Here is a 13,726-nt window from a genome sequence, read left to right as displayed (position 1 = left end):
CGCGGGCGCGCAGGGCGCGTCGCGATGACTGCAATGGGATGAAAGGCCACGCGATGGGGCCGCTTGCAAAGGGTGGGCAAGGGCTCGTCACGAGCGGGTCTGCCACCGGGGAATTCTGTCTCTGAGTCTGTAGCGCGCCGGTCTGCCGCCAGCGTGAGCGCCGATTTTAGGCAGCGCGCAAAGCGCGCGAGAAGCGCAATCACATGCTTTTGTGTTTTTTACGCTTCGGTAACAGTCCTTCCGTGTCGCGGCCGATTCCGTAAGGTCTGTGTCTAAAAATCAATGCAGCAGGGAGACAAGTGTTCAATTGTTTACTCGGGTGTTAGCTATCTGTAAGAAAAATCTGGAGTTGTTAGGTTGCCGTTGCATGCGGAAAGACATGCCTAGAATTCACCCTTCCGTGAAGCAGCGCGGAGCGTAGTGGTTGTATCCAGGCAGCATCCCAGCAGGCATTTAAGTGATGACTATGGAATTCGCCGACATCCTCAATACACTCGATTCACGTCTGCCCTGCGGGGAAGACCTCGAATACGACGCCGACTTCCTGCAGCTGCAGCAAGCCGCGGCGGGCCGCGACGAACAGCAGTTCGGCTCGACCATCATTGCCGCGCAGCCGCCTGACTGGCGCGAGGTGGAACGCCTGGCGCGCGCGCTGCTGGAGCGCACCCGTGATCTGCGCATCATCGCCCTATTGACCTCGGCCTGGACCGAAATCCGCGGCCTGCCAGGCTACAGCGATGGTCTCGCGCTGGCCGTGGACACCCTGGAGCGCTATTGGGAGCCAGTGCATCCCCGGTTGGACAGCGTCGGCGAAAACGACCCCATGCCCCGCATGAACGCGCTGGCCGCCTTTGGCGACATGCAAGGCTGCGCGCGCAGCGTGCGCTCGGCCAGCCTGGTCAGTGGCGTGCACGGACAACTGAGCCTGCGCGATACCGAAGCTTTGCTCGATGGCAGCCGCCAGGATGCCGATGCCTATCCGGGCGGACGGCCTCGCCTGGTGGAACGCTTGCGCCAGGCCTGGGCGCAAGGCAACACGGATGTGCACGCGTTGCAGTCCGCGGCCGAAGCGCTGCGGCGCATGCAGAAGCTCGTGACGGACAAACTGGGTGCGTCGTGGACGCCGGATTACGCCGCCATGCTGCGCACCCTGGATCTCGTGTTGGACGCGACGCGGGCCTCGCACCCTGCACAGCCCGCGGAACCCCTCGCGGACGAAGCTCGGGCGGAAGACCCGCCCGCAGCGGGCGCGCAGGCCGCTGCAACGGCGGGCGGACCGGGGCGCAGGCAGGACCTGCCCATCCAGTCACGCGACGAGGCCGTGGCGATGCTGTCCAAGGTGTGCGCGTACTTCGAGGCCAATGAGCCCGGCCATCCAGCGCCATATCTCATCCGCCGCGCCCAGCAGCTCATACCGATGAGCTTTCACGACATCATCAGGAATCTGGCGCCCCAAGGCCTGGAGCAGTTCGAGGCGTGGTTGCCGCGGGCGGAAGCAAACCGGCAGGAACCCTGAGGCGGGCCAGCCGCCGCACCAACAAGAGGAGACGACACCATGGCGACCAGCCTGAAGGGAAGCGGCCAGAAGTTCATCGCAAGAAACCGCGCGCCGCGGGTGCAGATCGAGTACGACGTGGAGATCTACGGCGCGGAGCGCAAGATTCAGCTGCCGTTCGTGATGGGCGTGCTGGCGGATCTGGCCGGCAAGTCCGAAACGCCGCAGCCGGACGTGGGCGAGCGCAAGTTCCTGGACATCGATATCGATAACTTCGATGAACGCATGCGCTCCATCCAGCCGCGCGCGGCGTTCCAGGTACCCAACACGCTGACCGGCGAAGGCAATCTGAACGTGGATATCACGTTCGAGAGCATCGACGATTTTTCTCCCGCCACCGTTGCCAGAAAGGTCGGGGCGCTGAATGAACTGCTCAGCGCGCGCACACAGCTGGCCAATCTGCTGACCTACATGGACGGCAAGACCGGGGCCGAGGAACTGATCGGCAGCGTGCTCAAGAATCCGGCGCTGATGAACGCGCTGGCGGCCGCGCCGAAGCCGCAAGAGGAAACGCGGGCATCCGACGCCCCGGATCCGGCCGCCTGATATCCGCTCGAATCGATTTTCGGAGAATGCCATGACCGCAGTGGCCAAACGCGCCGACGCGCGCGCTGTCGAGACCTTGCAGGCGGATGACTTGTCCGCCCTGCTGAAGAAGGAATTCAAGCCCAAGACCGAGCAGGCGCAGGAGGCAGTGGAACATGCCGTGCGCACGCTGGCGCACCAGGCGCTGGAGAACAGCGGCGTCGGCCTGTCCTCGGACGCCTATCGCACCATCCAGGCCATCATCGCCGAGATCGATCGAAAGATGTCGGAGCAGATCAATCGCGTGATGCATCACCCCGATTTCCAGCAGTTGGAGGGGGCGTGGCGCGGCCTGCATTACCTCGTCACCAACACAGAAACCGACGAACTCCTGAAGATCCGCGTGATGTGCATGTCCAAGGCGGAACTGGGCCGCACGCTTAAACGGCACAAGGGCGTGGGCTGGGACCAGAGCCCCATCTTCAAGCGTGTGTATGAGGAAGAGTACGGCCAGTTCGGCGGAGAGCCCATCGGCTGCCTGGTCGGCGATTATTACTTCGATCACAGCCCGCCCGACGTAGAGCTGCTGGGAGAAATTGCCAAGATATCTTCGGCTGCGCATTGCCCCTTCATTGCGGGCGCTTCGCCCAACGTGATGCAGATGGATTCCTGGCAGGAGCTCGCCAACCCGCGCGACTTGACCAAGATATTCACCAACACCGAGTACGCGGCTTGGCGCAGCCTGCGGGAGTCGGAAGATTCCCGCTACATCGGTTTGGCGATGCCGCGATTCCTGGCCCGGCTGCCTTATGGCGCGCGGACCAATCCTGTGGACGAGTTCGACTTCGAGGAAGACACCGACGGCGCGAACCACGATCGCTACACCTGGACCAATTCCGCGTATGCCATGGCGGCCAACGTGAACCGCTCGTTCAAGCTGTACGGTTGGTGCACCTCGATCCGTGGCGTGGAGTCGGGCGGCGCCGTGGAGAACCTGCCGTGCCATAGCTTTCCCACGGATGACGGTGGCGTGGACCTGAAGTGTCCGACCGAGATCGCCATCAGCGACCGGCGCGAAGCCGAGCTGGCCAAGAACGGTTTCATGCCGCTGGTGCACCGGAAGAACTCCGATTTTGCCGCCTTCATCGGCGCGCAGTCGCTGCAAAAACCGCATGACTATTACGAGGCTGATGCCTCGGCCAACGCCAAGCTCGCCGCGCGCCTGCCCTACCTGTTTGCATGCTGCCGCTTCGCCCACTACCTGAAGTGCATCGTGCGCGACAAGATCGGTTCGTTCCGCGAGCGCGACGACATGGAGCGCTGGTTGAACGACTGGATCATGAATTACGTCGACGGCGATCCGGTGAACTCTTCCCAGGAAACCAAGGCGCGCAAGCCGCTGGCCGCCGCCGAGGTGCAGGTGCAGGAGATCGAGGACAACCCGGGCTATTACTCCGCCAAATTTTTCTTGCGGCCGCACTATCAGCTGGAAGGGCTGACGGTGTCGCTGCGGCTGGTTTCCAAGCTGCCCTCGCTCAAACAGAACGAAGGCTGAGTGGAGCTGACAAGTCGGGGTGCGACCGCGCCCCATAACTCCAGGAGACAGATGTGGCAGTGGACATGTTCATGAAAATCGATGGAGCCAATGGCGAATCCAAGGACGCCAACCACAAAGACTGGACCGACATTGTGTCCTTCTCGTGGGGAGCCACTCAGCCAGGCAACCTGGCCAGCGGCGGCGGCCTGGGCGCGGGCAAGGCCAGCTTCAACGACCTGCACGTGGTGGCGCGGATCGACAAGGCTGCGCCGGCCGTGATGAAGCACTGCGCCAGCGGCAAGCATCTCAGCAAGATCGAGTTGTCCATGTGCAAGGCGGGCGGCGAGCAGATCGAGTATTCCAAGATCACGCTGGAGGACGTGCTGGTGTCGTCGGTGCAGATTTCCGGCGACCGCAGCGCCGAAGGCGTGGTGGTGAACTTTGCCTTCCAGGCGGCCAAGGTCAAGCAGCAGTACTGGGAGCAGACCGACAAGGGCGGCAAGGGCGCCGAAAGCCTGGTGGCCTGGGACATCAAGCAGAACAAGGAAGTGGGCTAGGACGGGGCGCCCATGTCCATCGCTGCCGTTCCTTTCGGCGCATTGAGCCTGGCCGGCCAGTTGGACGAGCTGCAGGCGCAGGTGCGCCGGCAGCCCGCCGACGCGGACCTGCGCGCCCAGCTGTTCCAGCTGCTGGCGGTGCAAGGCGATTGGGCGCGCGCGGCCGAGCAACTCAACGTCTGCGGGCATCTCAATGCGCAGGCCCGTCCGACGCAGGTGCTCTACGCCAGCGCCATCGCGGCGGAACGCGAGCGCGAATCCGTGCTTGGCGGACAGGCTGAACCCGCTCTGCTGGACGAACCGTGCGATTGGTTGCGAGCCATGATATCGGCGCTGCGCCTGGATGGGACGTCGCCGGCTCAAGCCGCGGAACTGCGTGGCAAGGCCTTTGAGGACGCCAGTGCGCGGGGGGGTGCGCTGGAGGTGGCTACGCAGGAAGCCGCGCAGCCGTTCCAGTGGATCTGCGATGCGGACAGCCGCCTCGGGCCGGTATTCGAGTTCCTGGCCGGAGGACGTTACGTCTGGCTGCCCTTCGCCGCACTCAAGCGCGTCCGTTTGCTCGCGCCCGAGGGCCTGTGCGACTTGATCTGGGCGCAAGCCGAGATCGAGCTGGATGACGGGCGGGTGCGGCAGGGGCTGGTGCCGGCGCGCTATCCGGCGGCGCCGGGCGCCCGCATGGCCGAACTGCCGGACTCGGCCAAGCTGGGCAGGACGACCGACTGGCGCGCCTTGCATGGCGACACCTATGCGGGCGTGGGGCAGAAAATGTGGCTGACCGATGCCGCGGAAACTGCACTGCTCGAGGTCCGTAGCCTGGAGCTGGCGTAATGGGCCACGCTGATCGTCCCGGCGCTTGGGAGCCGCTGTCGCGTGGCCAGCGCGCCGCGCGGGACCGCCTGCAGCCGTCGCTGCTGGATCGCCTGATGGACAACGATCCCGCCAAGCGCGAGGAGCCGCGGGAAAACGCCATGCTGACGCATGAGGCGCTGCGCGCGGCCGTGCTGCGGGACCTGCGCTGGCTACTCAATACCGTCAACTTGCAGGCGTCCCAGGACCTGTCGGCGCATCGGCCCGTGGCCACCTCGACGCTCAATTTCGGTGTGCGCGCCATGGCGGGCAAGCGCATGTCGGAGATCGACTGGATCGATGTCGAAGAGTCGATCCGCGAAGCGATATCCGCCTTCGAGCCGCGCATCCTGGATTCATCGGTCGAAGTGCGTTGCGTGTCGGATGCGGGCACGCTGGAGCATCACAACGTACTGAGCCTGGAAATACGCGGCATGCTGTGGTGCGTGCCGCAGCCGCTCGAGTTCCTGTTCCGCACGGATATCGACCTGGAGAGCGGCCACATGGATCTGCGCGATCTGGGTGGTGCCTGATGGACGACCGTTTGCTGGATTATTACAACCGGGAGCTGGTCTATCTGCGGGAACTGGGCGCGGAGTTTGCTCAGGCTCATCCCAAGGTGGCGGGCCGATTGGGCATGAACGCCACTGAAGTGGCCGATCCTTACGTCGAGCGCTTGCTCGAGGGCTTCAGCTTTCTGACCGCCCGCATCCACATGAAGATGGATGCCGAGTTTCCGCGTTTTTCGCAGCGGCTGCTGGAGGTGGTGTATCCCAATTACCTGGCGCCCACGCCGGCCATGGCCATCGTGCAGTTCTCCCCCAGCATGAACGAGGGAACACTGGCGGGAGGGTTCGAGCTGCCTCGCGGTACGCTGCTGCGCGGCCGCGTGGCGCGTGGCGAGCAGACGCCCTGCGACTTTACGACTGGCCACGCCGTGCGCCTGTGGCCCCTGCAGGTCACGCAGGCGGAGTTCACTGCGGCGCCGCAGGATCTGCCGCTGGCGCGATTGGGCCTCACGGGGCGGGCCGCGCGCGTGCTGAGCGCGCTGCGCATCCGGATAGAGGTCTGCGGGGGGCAGCGGCTGGAGGACCTGGACCTGGATCAGCTGGTCTTCCACTTGAATGGGCAGGACCTGCAGATGCAGCGCCTATTGGAAGTCGTGATGGGCCACACCGTGGCGGTACTGGGTCACGACACCGCGCGCCCAGTCGGCTGGATCAATAGGCTGGCCGCAAGCGCGGTGCGCCACGAAGGCTTTGCCGATGACCAGGCTCTGTTGCCGGGCGATGCCCGGGTGTTCCAGGGTTATCGCCTGCTGCAGGAGTATTTCGCGTTCGCGCAGCGCTATCTTTTCTTCAGCGTTAACGGGTTGAAGCAAGGCTTGCGCACTCCTGCGATGCCGCAGGGCGCGCAGCGCGAGACCCGCGCGTTCGACCTGACCCTCCTGTTTTCGATGGCGGCGCCGGAACTGGAAGGTGCGATATCGGCCGCCAACCTGGCGCTGCATTGCGCTCCGGTGATTAACCTGTTCGCCAAGCGGGCGGACCGGGTGGCGGTAACGCCCCGGACCGCCGAGTACCACGTGGTAATCGACCGCAGCCGTCCGCTGGACTACGAGGTCTACGGCGTGACGCGCGTCGCGGGACATGCTTCCGCCCAGCGCCAGGAGCAGGAGTTCCGGCCGTTCTACGGGTCGCTGGGCAGCGATCCGGACGAACATGGCGCATATTTTTCCATGCGCCGCGAACCGCGGCTGGTGTCCGACACGGCGCAACGCAACGGTACTCGTAGCAGCTACCTGGGCAGCGAGGTGTTCCTGTCGTTGGTGGACAGGCAGGAGGCACCGTTCTCCGGCGATCTGCGCCACTTGACCTTGGAAACCTTGTGCACGAACCGGGACCTGGCGCTGCTGTTGCCGCTGGGCGGTGATACCGACATGACCTTGCGCGTGTCGGCGCCGGTACGCGCGGTAAAGGTGCTGCATGGGCCTACGCGGCCGCGCGCGGCGCTGGCGGAGAATGCCGCTACCTGGCATCTGATCAGCCACCTGGGGCTGAATTACCTCAGCCTGACCGATCTGGATGCGGAGCAGGGGGCCCAGACCTTGCGCGAAATGCTGCACGTCTACGGCCACTTGGCGGAACCCGCGGTGCGCCGTCATATCTCCGGGCTTCGGCATGTCAGTGCGACGCCCGTGCATCACCGCCTGCCCGTGCCCGGCCCCATCGTTCATGGGCGGGGCGTTCGCATCGCCTTGCAGGTGGACGAGGCCGCTTTTTCGGGCATCAGCCCCTATCTGTTTGGCGCCGTGCTGGAGCAGTTTTTCGCGCGCCATGTATCGATCAACTTGATGTCGGAGCTGGTCCTTTCGACCTTGCAGCGTGGCGAGATAGCCCGCTACCGACCCCGCATGGGGCGTCGGCCCGTGGTCTAGGCCAGCGTTCGCCAAGCACAGGAGCGCATGATGAAGTCCGCCGCACGTTTGAACCGCATGGCCTACGATCCCGTCCATTTGCTGGGCGAGCTGCTGCACCGCGAACCCGACGGCAGCTATGCCGTTGCCTGCGACGGCCGGGTCTGGACCGTGCAGAGAGCGGCCAGCTGCCTGTTGGAGCCTCAGCCCGGGGACGAGGTGCTGATCAGCGGCCCGGATCCCGCGCGGATCTACCTGATCGCCGTAACCGTGCAAGCCGACGCGACGCGCAGCACGATGCAAGCCGAGGGCGACCTGATATTGCGTTCATGCACGGGGGACGTGCTGCTGGAGGGCGGGCGCGCCGTGCGAGTGCGCACACCCGACTATGCGATAGAGGCGGAAGACGAACGCCATACTTGCGGACGCATTCGCATGGTGGCGAAGCAATTGCATGCCACTGTGGGCGAGATGCGACTGGTGGGCCGCAGTTACGAAGCCGTGCTGGACCGCCTGACCGTGATGGCGCGGCTGTCGCTGCGCAGCGTCAGCGAGATGGATCAGGTGCGCGCCGGTGCGATCGATTTCCAGGCCGATCACACGGCGCGGCTGCACGCGGCCTATACGGTGGTGACGGGCGGGGACCTGGTCAAGGTGGACGCCAAGCAGATCCACATGGGGTAGGACGGTGGATATCGCCCAACCCGCCCCTCCTGCCGTCCGCCCGCCCGCTACGCCATCCGACGTGCTGGCGCGGTGGTGGCGCGCGGTGGAGCGCGAACCGCACGCCCACGATCTGTTCCATGCCTTGCGCTGGATAGACGCGCTGTCCGGGGCGCGTAAGCCCCTGGGACGCGACACGGTGGCGCGCCACGAACCCGTCCGGCTGCGGCAGGAGCCGTCGATGGCGTTTGCGCCGTCCACCGTGGCAAGCGCGCGCGCCGCCGAAGGCGGACGGCCCGCGGAGCTGTCGATATACAGTTTCGGCCTGTTCGGCCCGAATGGCCCCTTGCCCCTGCACCTGACCGAGCACGCCCGCGAGCGCATGGCGCATCATGGGGACCGCACGCTGTCGGCATTCGCGGACGTGTTCCATCACCGGCTCATCCTGCTGTTCTACCGCGCCTGGGCAGACGCCCAGAGCACGGTCAGCCTGGACCGAAAGGACGAGCGCTTCACGCGTTACGTGGCCAGCCTGTTGCATATGGGCGAGCCGTCGATGCGGCGCCGCGACGCCGTGCTGGACCATGCCAAGTACTTCATGGCGGGCCATCTGACGCGACAGACCCGAAATCCCGAAGGCCTCAAACACATCCTGCAGTCGTTCTTCGGCCTGCCGGTACGTATCCGCGAGTTCGTGCCGCAGTGGATCCGGCTGGAGCCCGAGCAGCGCTTGGGCCTGGGCGGTTGCTCGGGGCTGGGGCGCGACACGGTACTGGGGGTGGCGGTGCGCGATGCCCAGCACAAGTTCCGCATTGAAATTGGTCCCCTGGCGCTTGAGGATTACCAGAGCTTCCTCCCTGGGGGCACGCGCGCCCGTCAGCTGACACATTGGGTCCGGCACTACATCGGCATGGAGCTGGCCTGGGACCTGAGGCCGGTTTTGCGCGCGCAGGATGCGCGCGGATTGACCCTGGGCGCGCAGCGTCCGCTGGGCCTGGCCTCGTGGCTGGGAAAGCGGCGGCCGGAGCAAGGTGCGGCGCGCGATCTCCTGCTGGACTATGAAAGCCGCGGCAGCGCCCCGCAACGTGGCCGTCCTCGGGCCTCCACCTCAACGACTGCGCGCGCCTGACGCGCCCAATTGCCATGTCGGATATCGGCCGCATCGACCTCTTCGGAAAACTCAATCCACTGCTCTACCAGACGCTGGAGGGCGCCACTGCGTTCTGCAAGCTGCGCGGCAATCCCTATGTCGAGCTGGTGCATTGGATGCATCAGATCCTGCACGCGCAGGACAGCGACCTGCATCGGATCGCTCGCCGCTTCGAACTTGATATGGGTAGATTGCAGGCCGATCTGACGGCGGAACTGGACCGCCTGCCGGCGGGGGCGGGCTCGGTCTCCGACCTGTCCGAACATATTGATCACGCGGTCGAGAGAGCCTGGGTGCTGGGATCGCTGCGCTATGGCTCGGCGCGCATCCGCAGCGCGCATCTCCTGGCGGGCCTGACCCGCACCTATGCGCTGCGCCATGTGCTGGTGGGCATGTCCGGGCAGTTCTCGAAGATTGCGCCGGATACGCTGCTGGAACAACTGGAAGAGATCGTGCAGGGATCCCCGGAGGGCACGGGCCAAACAGAGCCCGCTTCCGCCGCGGCCGGGCCGCCGGACGAGGGCGGGTCTGCGCTTGGGCGATTCGCCGTGGACCTGACCGCCAGGGCGCGCGAGGGCGCGATCGATCCGGTGTCGGGGCGCGACGAGGAAATCCGCCAGCTCATCGACGTGCTGATGCGGCGCCGCCAGAACAATCCGCTGCTGGCCGGAGAAGCCGGTGTGGGCAAGACGGCCGTCGTGGAAGGCCTGGCGCTGCGCTTGGCAGCGGGCGAGGTGCCGCCGCAACTGCGCGACGTCGCGCTGTATCTGCTCGATATAGGCCTGTTGCAGGCGGGCGCGGGTGTGAAGGGCGAGTTCGAGCAACGGTTGCGCAGCGTTATCGACGAGGTGCAGGCCAGCGAGAGGCCCATCGTATTGTTCATCGATGAAATCCACACGCTGGTGGGCGCCGGTGGCGCCGCGGGGACGGGCGACGCGGCCAACCTGTTGAAGCCTGCGCTAGCGCGCGGCGAGCTACGCACCATCGGGGCCACGACCTGGTCGGAATACAAGAAGTACATCGAGAAGGATCCTGCGCTCAGCCGCCGCTTCCAGGTCATACAGGTGCACGAACCCGATGAGGCGCGCGCCTTCGGCATGTTGCGCGGGCTTGCCGAAACGCTACAGGCGCATCATGGCGTGCTGGTGCTGGATGAAGCCATCGTAGCGGCGGTTACGTTGTCGCACCGGTACATTCCCGCGCGGCAACTGCCGGACAAGGCTGTCGCGCTGCTGGACACCGCTTGCGCGCGCGTGGCGGTAAGCCAGCATGCCGTGCCGCCCAGCCTGGAGGACGCGCGCAGGCGAGTGCAGGCGCTGGAGCTGGCCAGGGGCATCGCGGAGCGCGAGCTGCGCCTGGGCGAAGGCGACGCGCAACGGGTCCAGCGGCTGATTGACGAGCAGTCCGACGCCGCGGACTACGAGCGGGTGTTGGCGGTGCGCTGGGAGTCGGAGCGCGCTCTGGCCGGGCGCGTGCTGACGTTGCGCCAGACGCTGGATCTTGCCTCTTCCGACGCGCAGGACGACCAGCGCCGCGCGCTGGCGCAGGCGCGCGAAGCGCTGGCCGCCAGCCAGGATGAGACGGCGATGGTGCATTGCGCGGTCGATGCCGCCGCGGTGGCAGCGGTGGTGGCCGACTGGACGGGCATACCCGTGGGGCGCATGCTGCGCGACGAGGCGCGCGCGGTGCTGGACCTGGCGGACACTCTGGAGAGGCGGGTGATCGGACAGCGTGACGCGCTGGAGGCCGTGGCGCGGCGGATTCAGACTTCACGCGCCGGATTGACAGACCCCGGCAAACCGGTGGGCGTCTTCCTGCTCTGCGGTCCGAGCGGTGTCGGCAAGACGGAGACCGCGTTGGCGCTGGCCGAGGCGTTGTACGGCGGTGAACAGAACCTGATCACCATCAACATGAGCGAGTTCCAGGAGTCGCACACGGTATCCACCCTGAAAGGGGCGCCGCCGGGTTACGTCGGTTATGGCGAGGGCGGTGTGCTGACCGAGGCGGTGCGCAGGCGACCGTACAGCGTGGTGCTGCTGGACGAGGTGGAGAAGGCGCACGCCGACGTGCACGAGATTTTCTTCCAGGTCTTCGACAAGGGCTGGATGGAGGACGGCGAGGGGCGCTATATCGACTTCCGCAATGCGGTCATCATCCTTACGTCTAACGTGGGCGCGGATCGTATTGCGGCGTTGTGCCGCGATCCCGAGTTGTTGCCCGACGCCGCCGCGCTGGCCACGGCCCTGCGCGAGCCGCTGTTGCAGGCCTTTCCCGCGGCGCTGCTGGGCCGGCTGGTGGCGGTGCCTTACCTGCCGCTGCCGGACGCCATGCTGGCGCGCATCGTGGACCTGCAGTTCGAACGCGTGCGCCGCCGCCTCCTTGAGCATCACGGCATTGTGCTGGAGGTGACGCCCGAGGCGATCGCGCTGGTTGTTGCGCGCTGCGCGGAGGTGGAATCGGGCGCCCGCATGGTGGATGCCGTGCTGACCAACACGGTGCTGCCCCGCATCAGCCGGGAGCTGCTGGGCGCGTCGATGCAGGATCGCAGGCTCGCCCGCGTAGGCCTGTCAGCCGCGGAGGGAGAGTTCCGTTATGACTACGCCTGAGACGTCAGCCGGTCTTGTCGCCCGGATCCGGCTTGATGGACGCTGGTCGCATGTAGCCGCCAATTTCCCGCAGGTGATCGGGCGCGCTGTGGCGTTCGCCGGCGTCGCGCGGGCCGCCCAAGGCGTCATCAACGGGATGGGTGCGGTGTTCGGCCAGCGCGTCGTGGGCGGGCAGGGTGGACGGCGTGCCGTCAGAGAAGATGCTGGGCGTGCCGTCTCCCGGCCCGTCGAACAGCGCCAGCGGGTCGGTGGCCGCGCGCGACACCATACCGTCGCCGGGGGGCAGGTGGCGCAGGGGATCCTCCGGGTTGCGCGCCTGCGCGGAGTCCAGATCGAAGGGGTGTGTGGAGACGTCCGGCGCGCTGCCGACGGGCAGGGTACCTGGGCCGATCAGGTCGCTGAAGATGTCTTCGTCGGCCACGGCGGCCAACGAAGCCGGAGCGGCCGGTTCTGCCGCGTGCGGGACCGTTTCGGCACGCAGCCGGTAGTCGCCGATTTCGAGCTCGTCGCCCGGATTCAGCGGGACCTCCTGCTCCCGCGCGAGCGCCCGCCCATTGACGCTGACGGTGCTCATGTCGCTCAGGTTCAGGAGAAAGCCCGCGTCCATGTCGTTGACGCGGATTGCCGCCTGCACGCGGCAGATGCCGCCCGTGGGATCGGCCAGGGTGAGCTGGTTGTCGAAACTGCGGCCTATCGTGCCGCCCGGCGCGGTGAACACGACATGGATAGGTTCGAAGGCCGGATCGCCGGCATGCTGGAACACGGTGAGCTTCACGCCTGTCTCCTGGGCGCCTGCGGCGCGTTAACGGGTCTGGGACGCCTGCGCTGCCTGGAACGCCGGTCCCCACTGGGGGTGCCCGGCCTCATTCGGCGCGAGTTGGAACGAGGGCTGCAACTGCAGGATGCGCACGAAGCTGTCCTCGCACAGCTGACGGTAGTTGGTGACGCAGTAGCTGAAAGCCTGGAGTTTGAGAGCTTCGACCCGCACAGCCGTGGGCGCGGTGGCAAGCGCGTCGGAGGTGGCCACGGTGCGCACGACGGCGCCGAAGCGGCTGGCGGCATATTCGTCGCGGACCTGCTGCAAAGCCTCCACGGCTTGCGGCGAGGGCGTGGAAGCGCAGGCGGCAAGCAGCGCGAGCGTGGACATCAAGCACATGCGTACGGGCTGTTTCATGGCGCGGGCGTGTCGTTTGGGGTGAGTAGGCCTGGTCATTCCGCCGATGATAGCGGCCTGCCGCGCCACGTATGCGTCGCGGCGTAACAGACGTGTGTACTTTTATTTCCGAGGTCTTATGAGCAGTCCATGCCTACGAAGGATTCCCATAGCGAGGCGCCGCAGCGCCGCCATCGTTGCGGGTGTGATGGCGGCGGTGATGCTCGCGGCATGTTCTTCGACCGCCAAGCGCGTGCCTGTGCCGTACGCGATCGAGTTGCGCGCGGATCCGAAAGTTAACCAGAACGCCAGCGGCAGGCCGTCGCCTGTGCAGGTGACGATCTATGAACTGAAGTCCGCCAGCATCTTCGAATCGCGTGATTTCTTTACTTTGCAGGGTGACGCGCACGCGGCGCTGGGCGCGGAATTGCTCAACGTCGACCAGGTGATTCTCAAGCCCGGCGAGACCAAGGTGGTGCAGTACCCCGGCAACGCCGAGGCGCGCGTGGTGGGGGTGGTGGCAGCCTATCGCGAACTGGAGCAAAGCAAGTGGCGGCTGCTGGTGCCGCTGCCCGAAGCGCAGAACACCAACATGTACAAGGTCTGGCAATTTTCGCCCAATGAGGAGACGGTGAAAGTCGCGGTCAAGCGCGATGGACTGGAAGAGGTGGATCGCAGCCGATCGTGGTGGCCTTTTTAGACGCAAAGAGAACCGGAC

General features: G+C 65.9%; 13 protein-coding genes. 11 read left to right on the top strand and 2 right to left on the bottom strand.

Going from position 1 to position 13,726, the window contains the following annotated elements:
- Positions 1 to 466: 466 nt before the first annotated feature.
- The 10 genes from tssA (at position 467) to tssH (ending at position 11,855) form a co-directional block, all read left to right on the top strand.
- Positions 467 to 1,516 (top strand): type VI secretion system protein TssA, encoded by a 1,050-nt coding sequence (gene tssA / locus VCS63_RS02380; RefSeq protein ID WP_416379182.1) that lies wholly within the window; start codon positions 467 to 469, stop codon positions 1,514 to 1,516.
- Positions 1,517 to 1,555: 39 nt separating this feature from the next.
- Entirely contained in the window at positions 1,556 to 2,101 is a 546-nt protein-coding gene (gene tssB, locus VCS63_RS02375) for a type VI secretion system contractile sheath small subunit (RefSeq protein ID WP_042795939.1), read from the top strand.
- A 31-nt stretch (positions 2,102 to 2,132) separates the two neighbouring features.
- The gene (gene tssC / locus VCS63_RS02370) at positions 2,133 to 3,635 is read left to right on the top strand and encodes a type VI secretion system contractile sheath large subunit (RefSeq protein ID WP_042795940.1); all 1,503 of its coding nucleotides are present in this window, start codon (positions 2,133 to 2,135) and stop codon (positions 3,633 to 3,635) included.
- A 71-nt stretch (positions 3,636 to 3,706) separates the two neighbouring features.
- A complete protein-coding gene (locus VCS63_RS02365; RefSeq protein ID WP_088607795.1) occupies positions 3,707 to 4,174 on the top strand; it encodes an Hcp family type VI secretion system effector in 468 nt (155 codons plus the stop codon).
- A gap of 12 nt (positions 4,175 to 4,186) precedes the next feature.
- Positions 4,187 to 5,002: a type VI secretion system accessory protein TagJ gene (locus tag VCS63_RS02360; RefSeq protein WP_063641537.1), complete on the top strand. Its 816-nt coding sequence runs from the start codon at positions 4,187 to 4,189 to the stop codon at positions 5,000 to 5,002.
- On the top strand, positions 5,002 to 5,553 hold the full coding sequence (tssE, locus tag VCS63_RS02355; RefSeq protein ID WP_063641536.1) for a type VI secretion system baseplate subunit TssE: 552 nt from the start codon (positions 5,002 to 5,004) through the stop codon (positions 5,551 to 5,553). Before VCS63_RS02360 ends, tssE begins: the two co-directional genes overlap by 1 nt.
- Positions 5,553 to 7,457, top strand: coding sequence for a type VI secretion system baseplate subunit TssF (tssF, locus tag VCS63_RS02350; RefSeq protein ID WP_308022051.1), 1,905 nt, complete (start codon positions 5,553 to 5,555; stop codon positions 7,455 to 7,457). The genes tssE and tssF overlap by 1 nt, the downstream gene beginning before the upstream one ends.
- A gap of 27 nt (positions 7,458 to 7,484) precedes the next feature.
- On the top strand, positions 7,485 to 8,120 hold the full coding sequence (locus VCS63_RS02345) for a DUF3540 domain-containing protein (protein ID WP_233461688.1): 636 nt from the start codon (positions 7,485 to 7,487) through the stop codon (positions 8,118 to 8,120).
- A 4-nt stretch (positions 8,121 to 8,124) separates the two neighbouring features.
- Complete coding sequence (tssG, locus tag VCS63_RS02340; RefSeq protein ID WP_063961649.1) at positions 8,125 to 9,228, top strand: type VI secretion system baseplate subunit TssG; 1,104 nt, start codon at positions 8,125 to 8,127, stop codon at positions 9,226 to 9,228.
- A gap of 14 nt (positions 9,229 to 9,242) precedes the next feature.
- Complete coding sequence (tssH, locus tag VCS63_RS02335; protein WP_323878146.1) at positions 9,243 to 11,855, top strand: type VI secretion system ATPase TssH; 2,613 nt, start codon at positions 9,243 to 9,245, stop codon at positions 11,853 to 11,855.
- Between the two features lie 4 nt (positions 11,856 to 11,859).
- Here tssH and VCS63_RS02330 read toward each other — a convergent pair whose 3' ends face one another.
- Both VCS63_RS02330 and VCS63_RS02325 read right to left on the bottom strand, forming a co-directional pair.
- On the bottom strand, positions 11,860 to 12,630 hold the full coding sequence (locus VCS63_RS02330; RefSeq protein WP_323878145.1) for an FHA domain-containing protein: 771 nt from the start codon (positions 12,628 to 12,630) through the stop codon (positions 11,860 to 11,862).
- Between the two features lie 27 nt (positions 12,631 to 12,657).
- Complete coding sequence (locus VCS63_RS02325) at positions 12,658 to 13,011, bottom strand: TssQ family T6SS-associated lipoprotein (RefSeq protein WP_223306561.1); 354 nt, start codon at positions 13,009 to 13,011, stop codon at positions 12,658 to 12,660.
- Between the two features lie 136 nt (positions 13,012 to 13,147).
- Here VCS63_RS02325 and tssJ point away from each other — a divergent pair, with 136 nt between their 5' ends.
- Positions 13,148 to 13,708: a type VI secretion system lipoprotein TssJ gene (gene tssJ / locus VCS63_RS02320; protein WP_238913728.1), complete on the top strand. Its 561-nt coding sequence runs from the start codon at positions 13,148 to 13,150 to the stop codon at positions 13,706 to 13,708.
- Positions 13,709 to 13,726 lie beyond the last annotated feature (18 nt).

It is taken from the genome of Achromobacter sp. D10 (assembly GCF_035282245.1).
Classification (GTDB): domain Bacteria; phylum Pseudomonadota; class Gammaproteobacteria; order Burkholderiales; family Burkholderiaceae_B; genus Achromobacter; species Achromobacter insolitus.
This window is presented reverse-complemented; position numbering and strand designations above follow the sequence as displayed.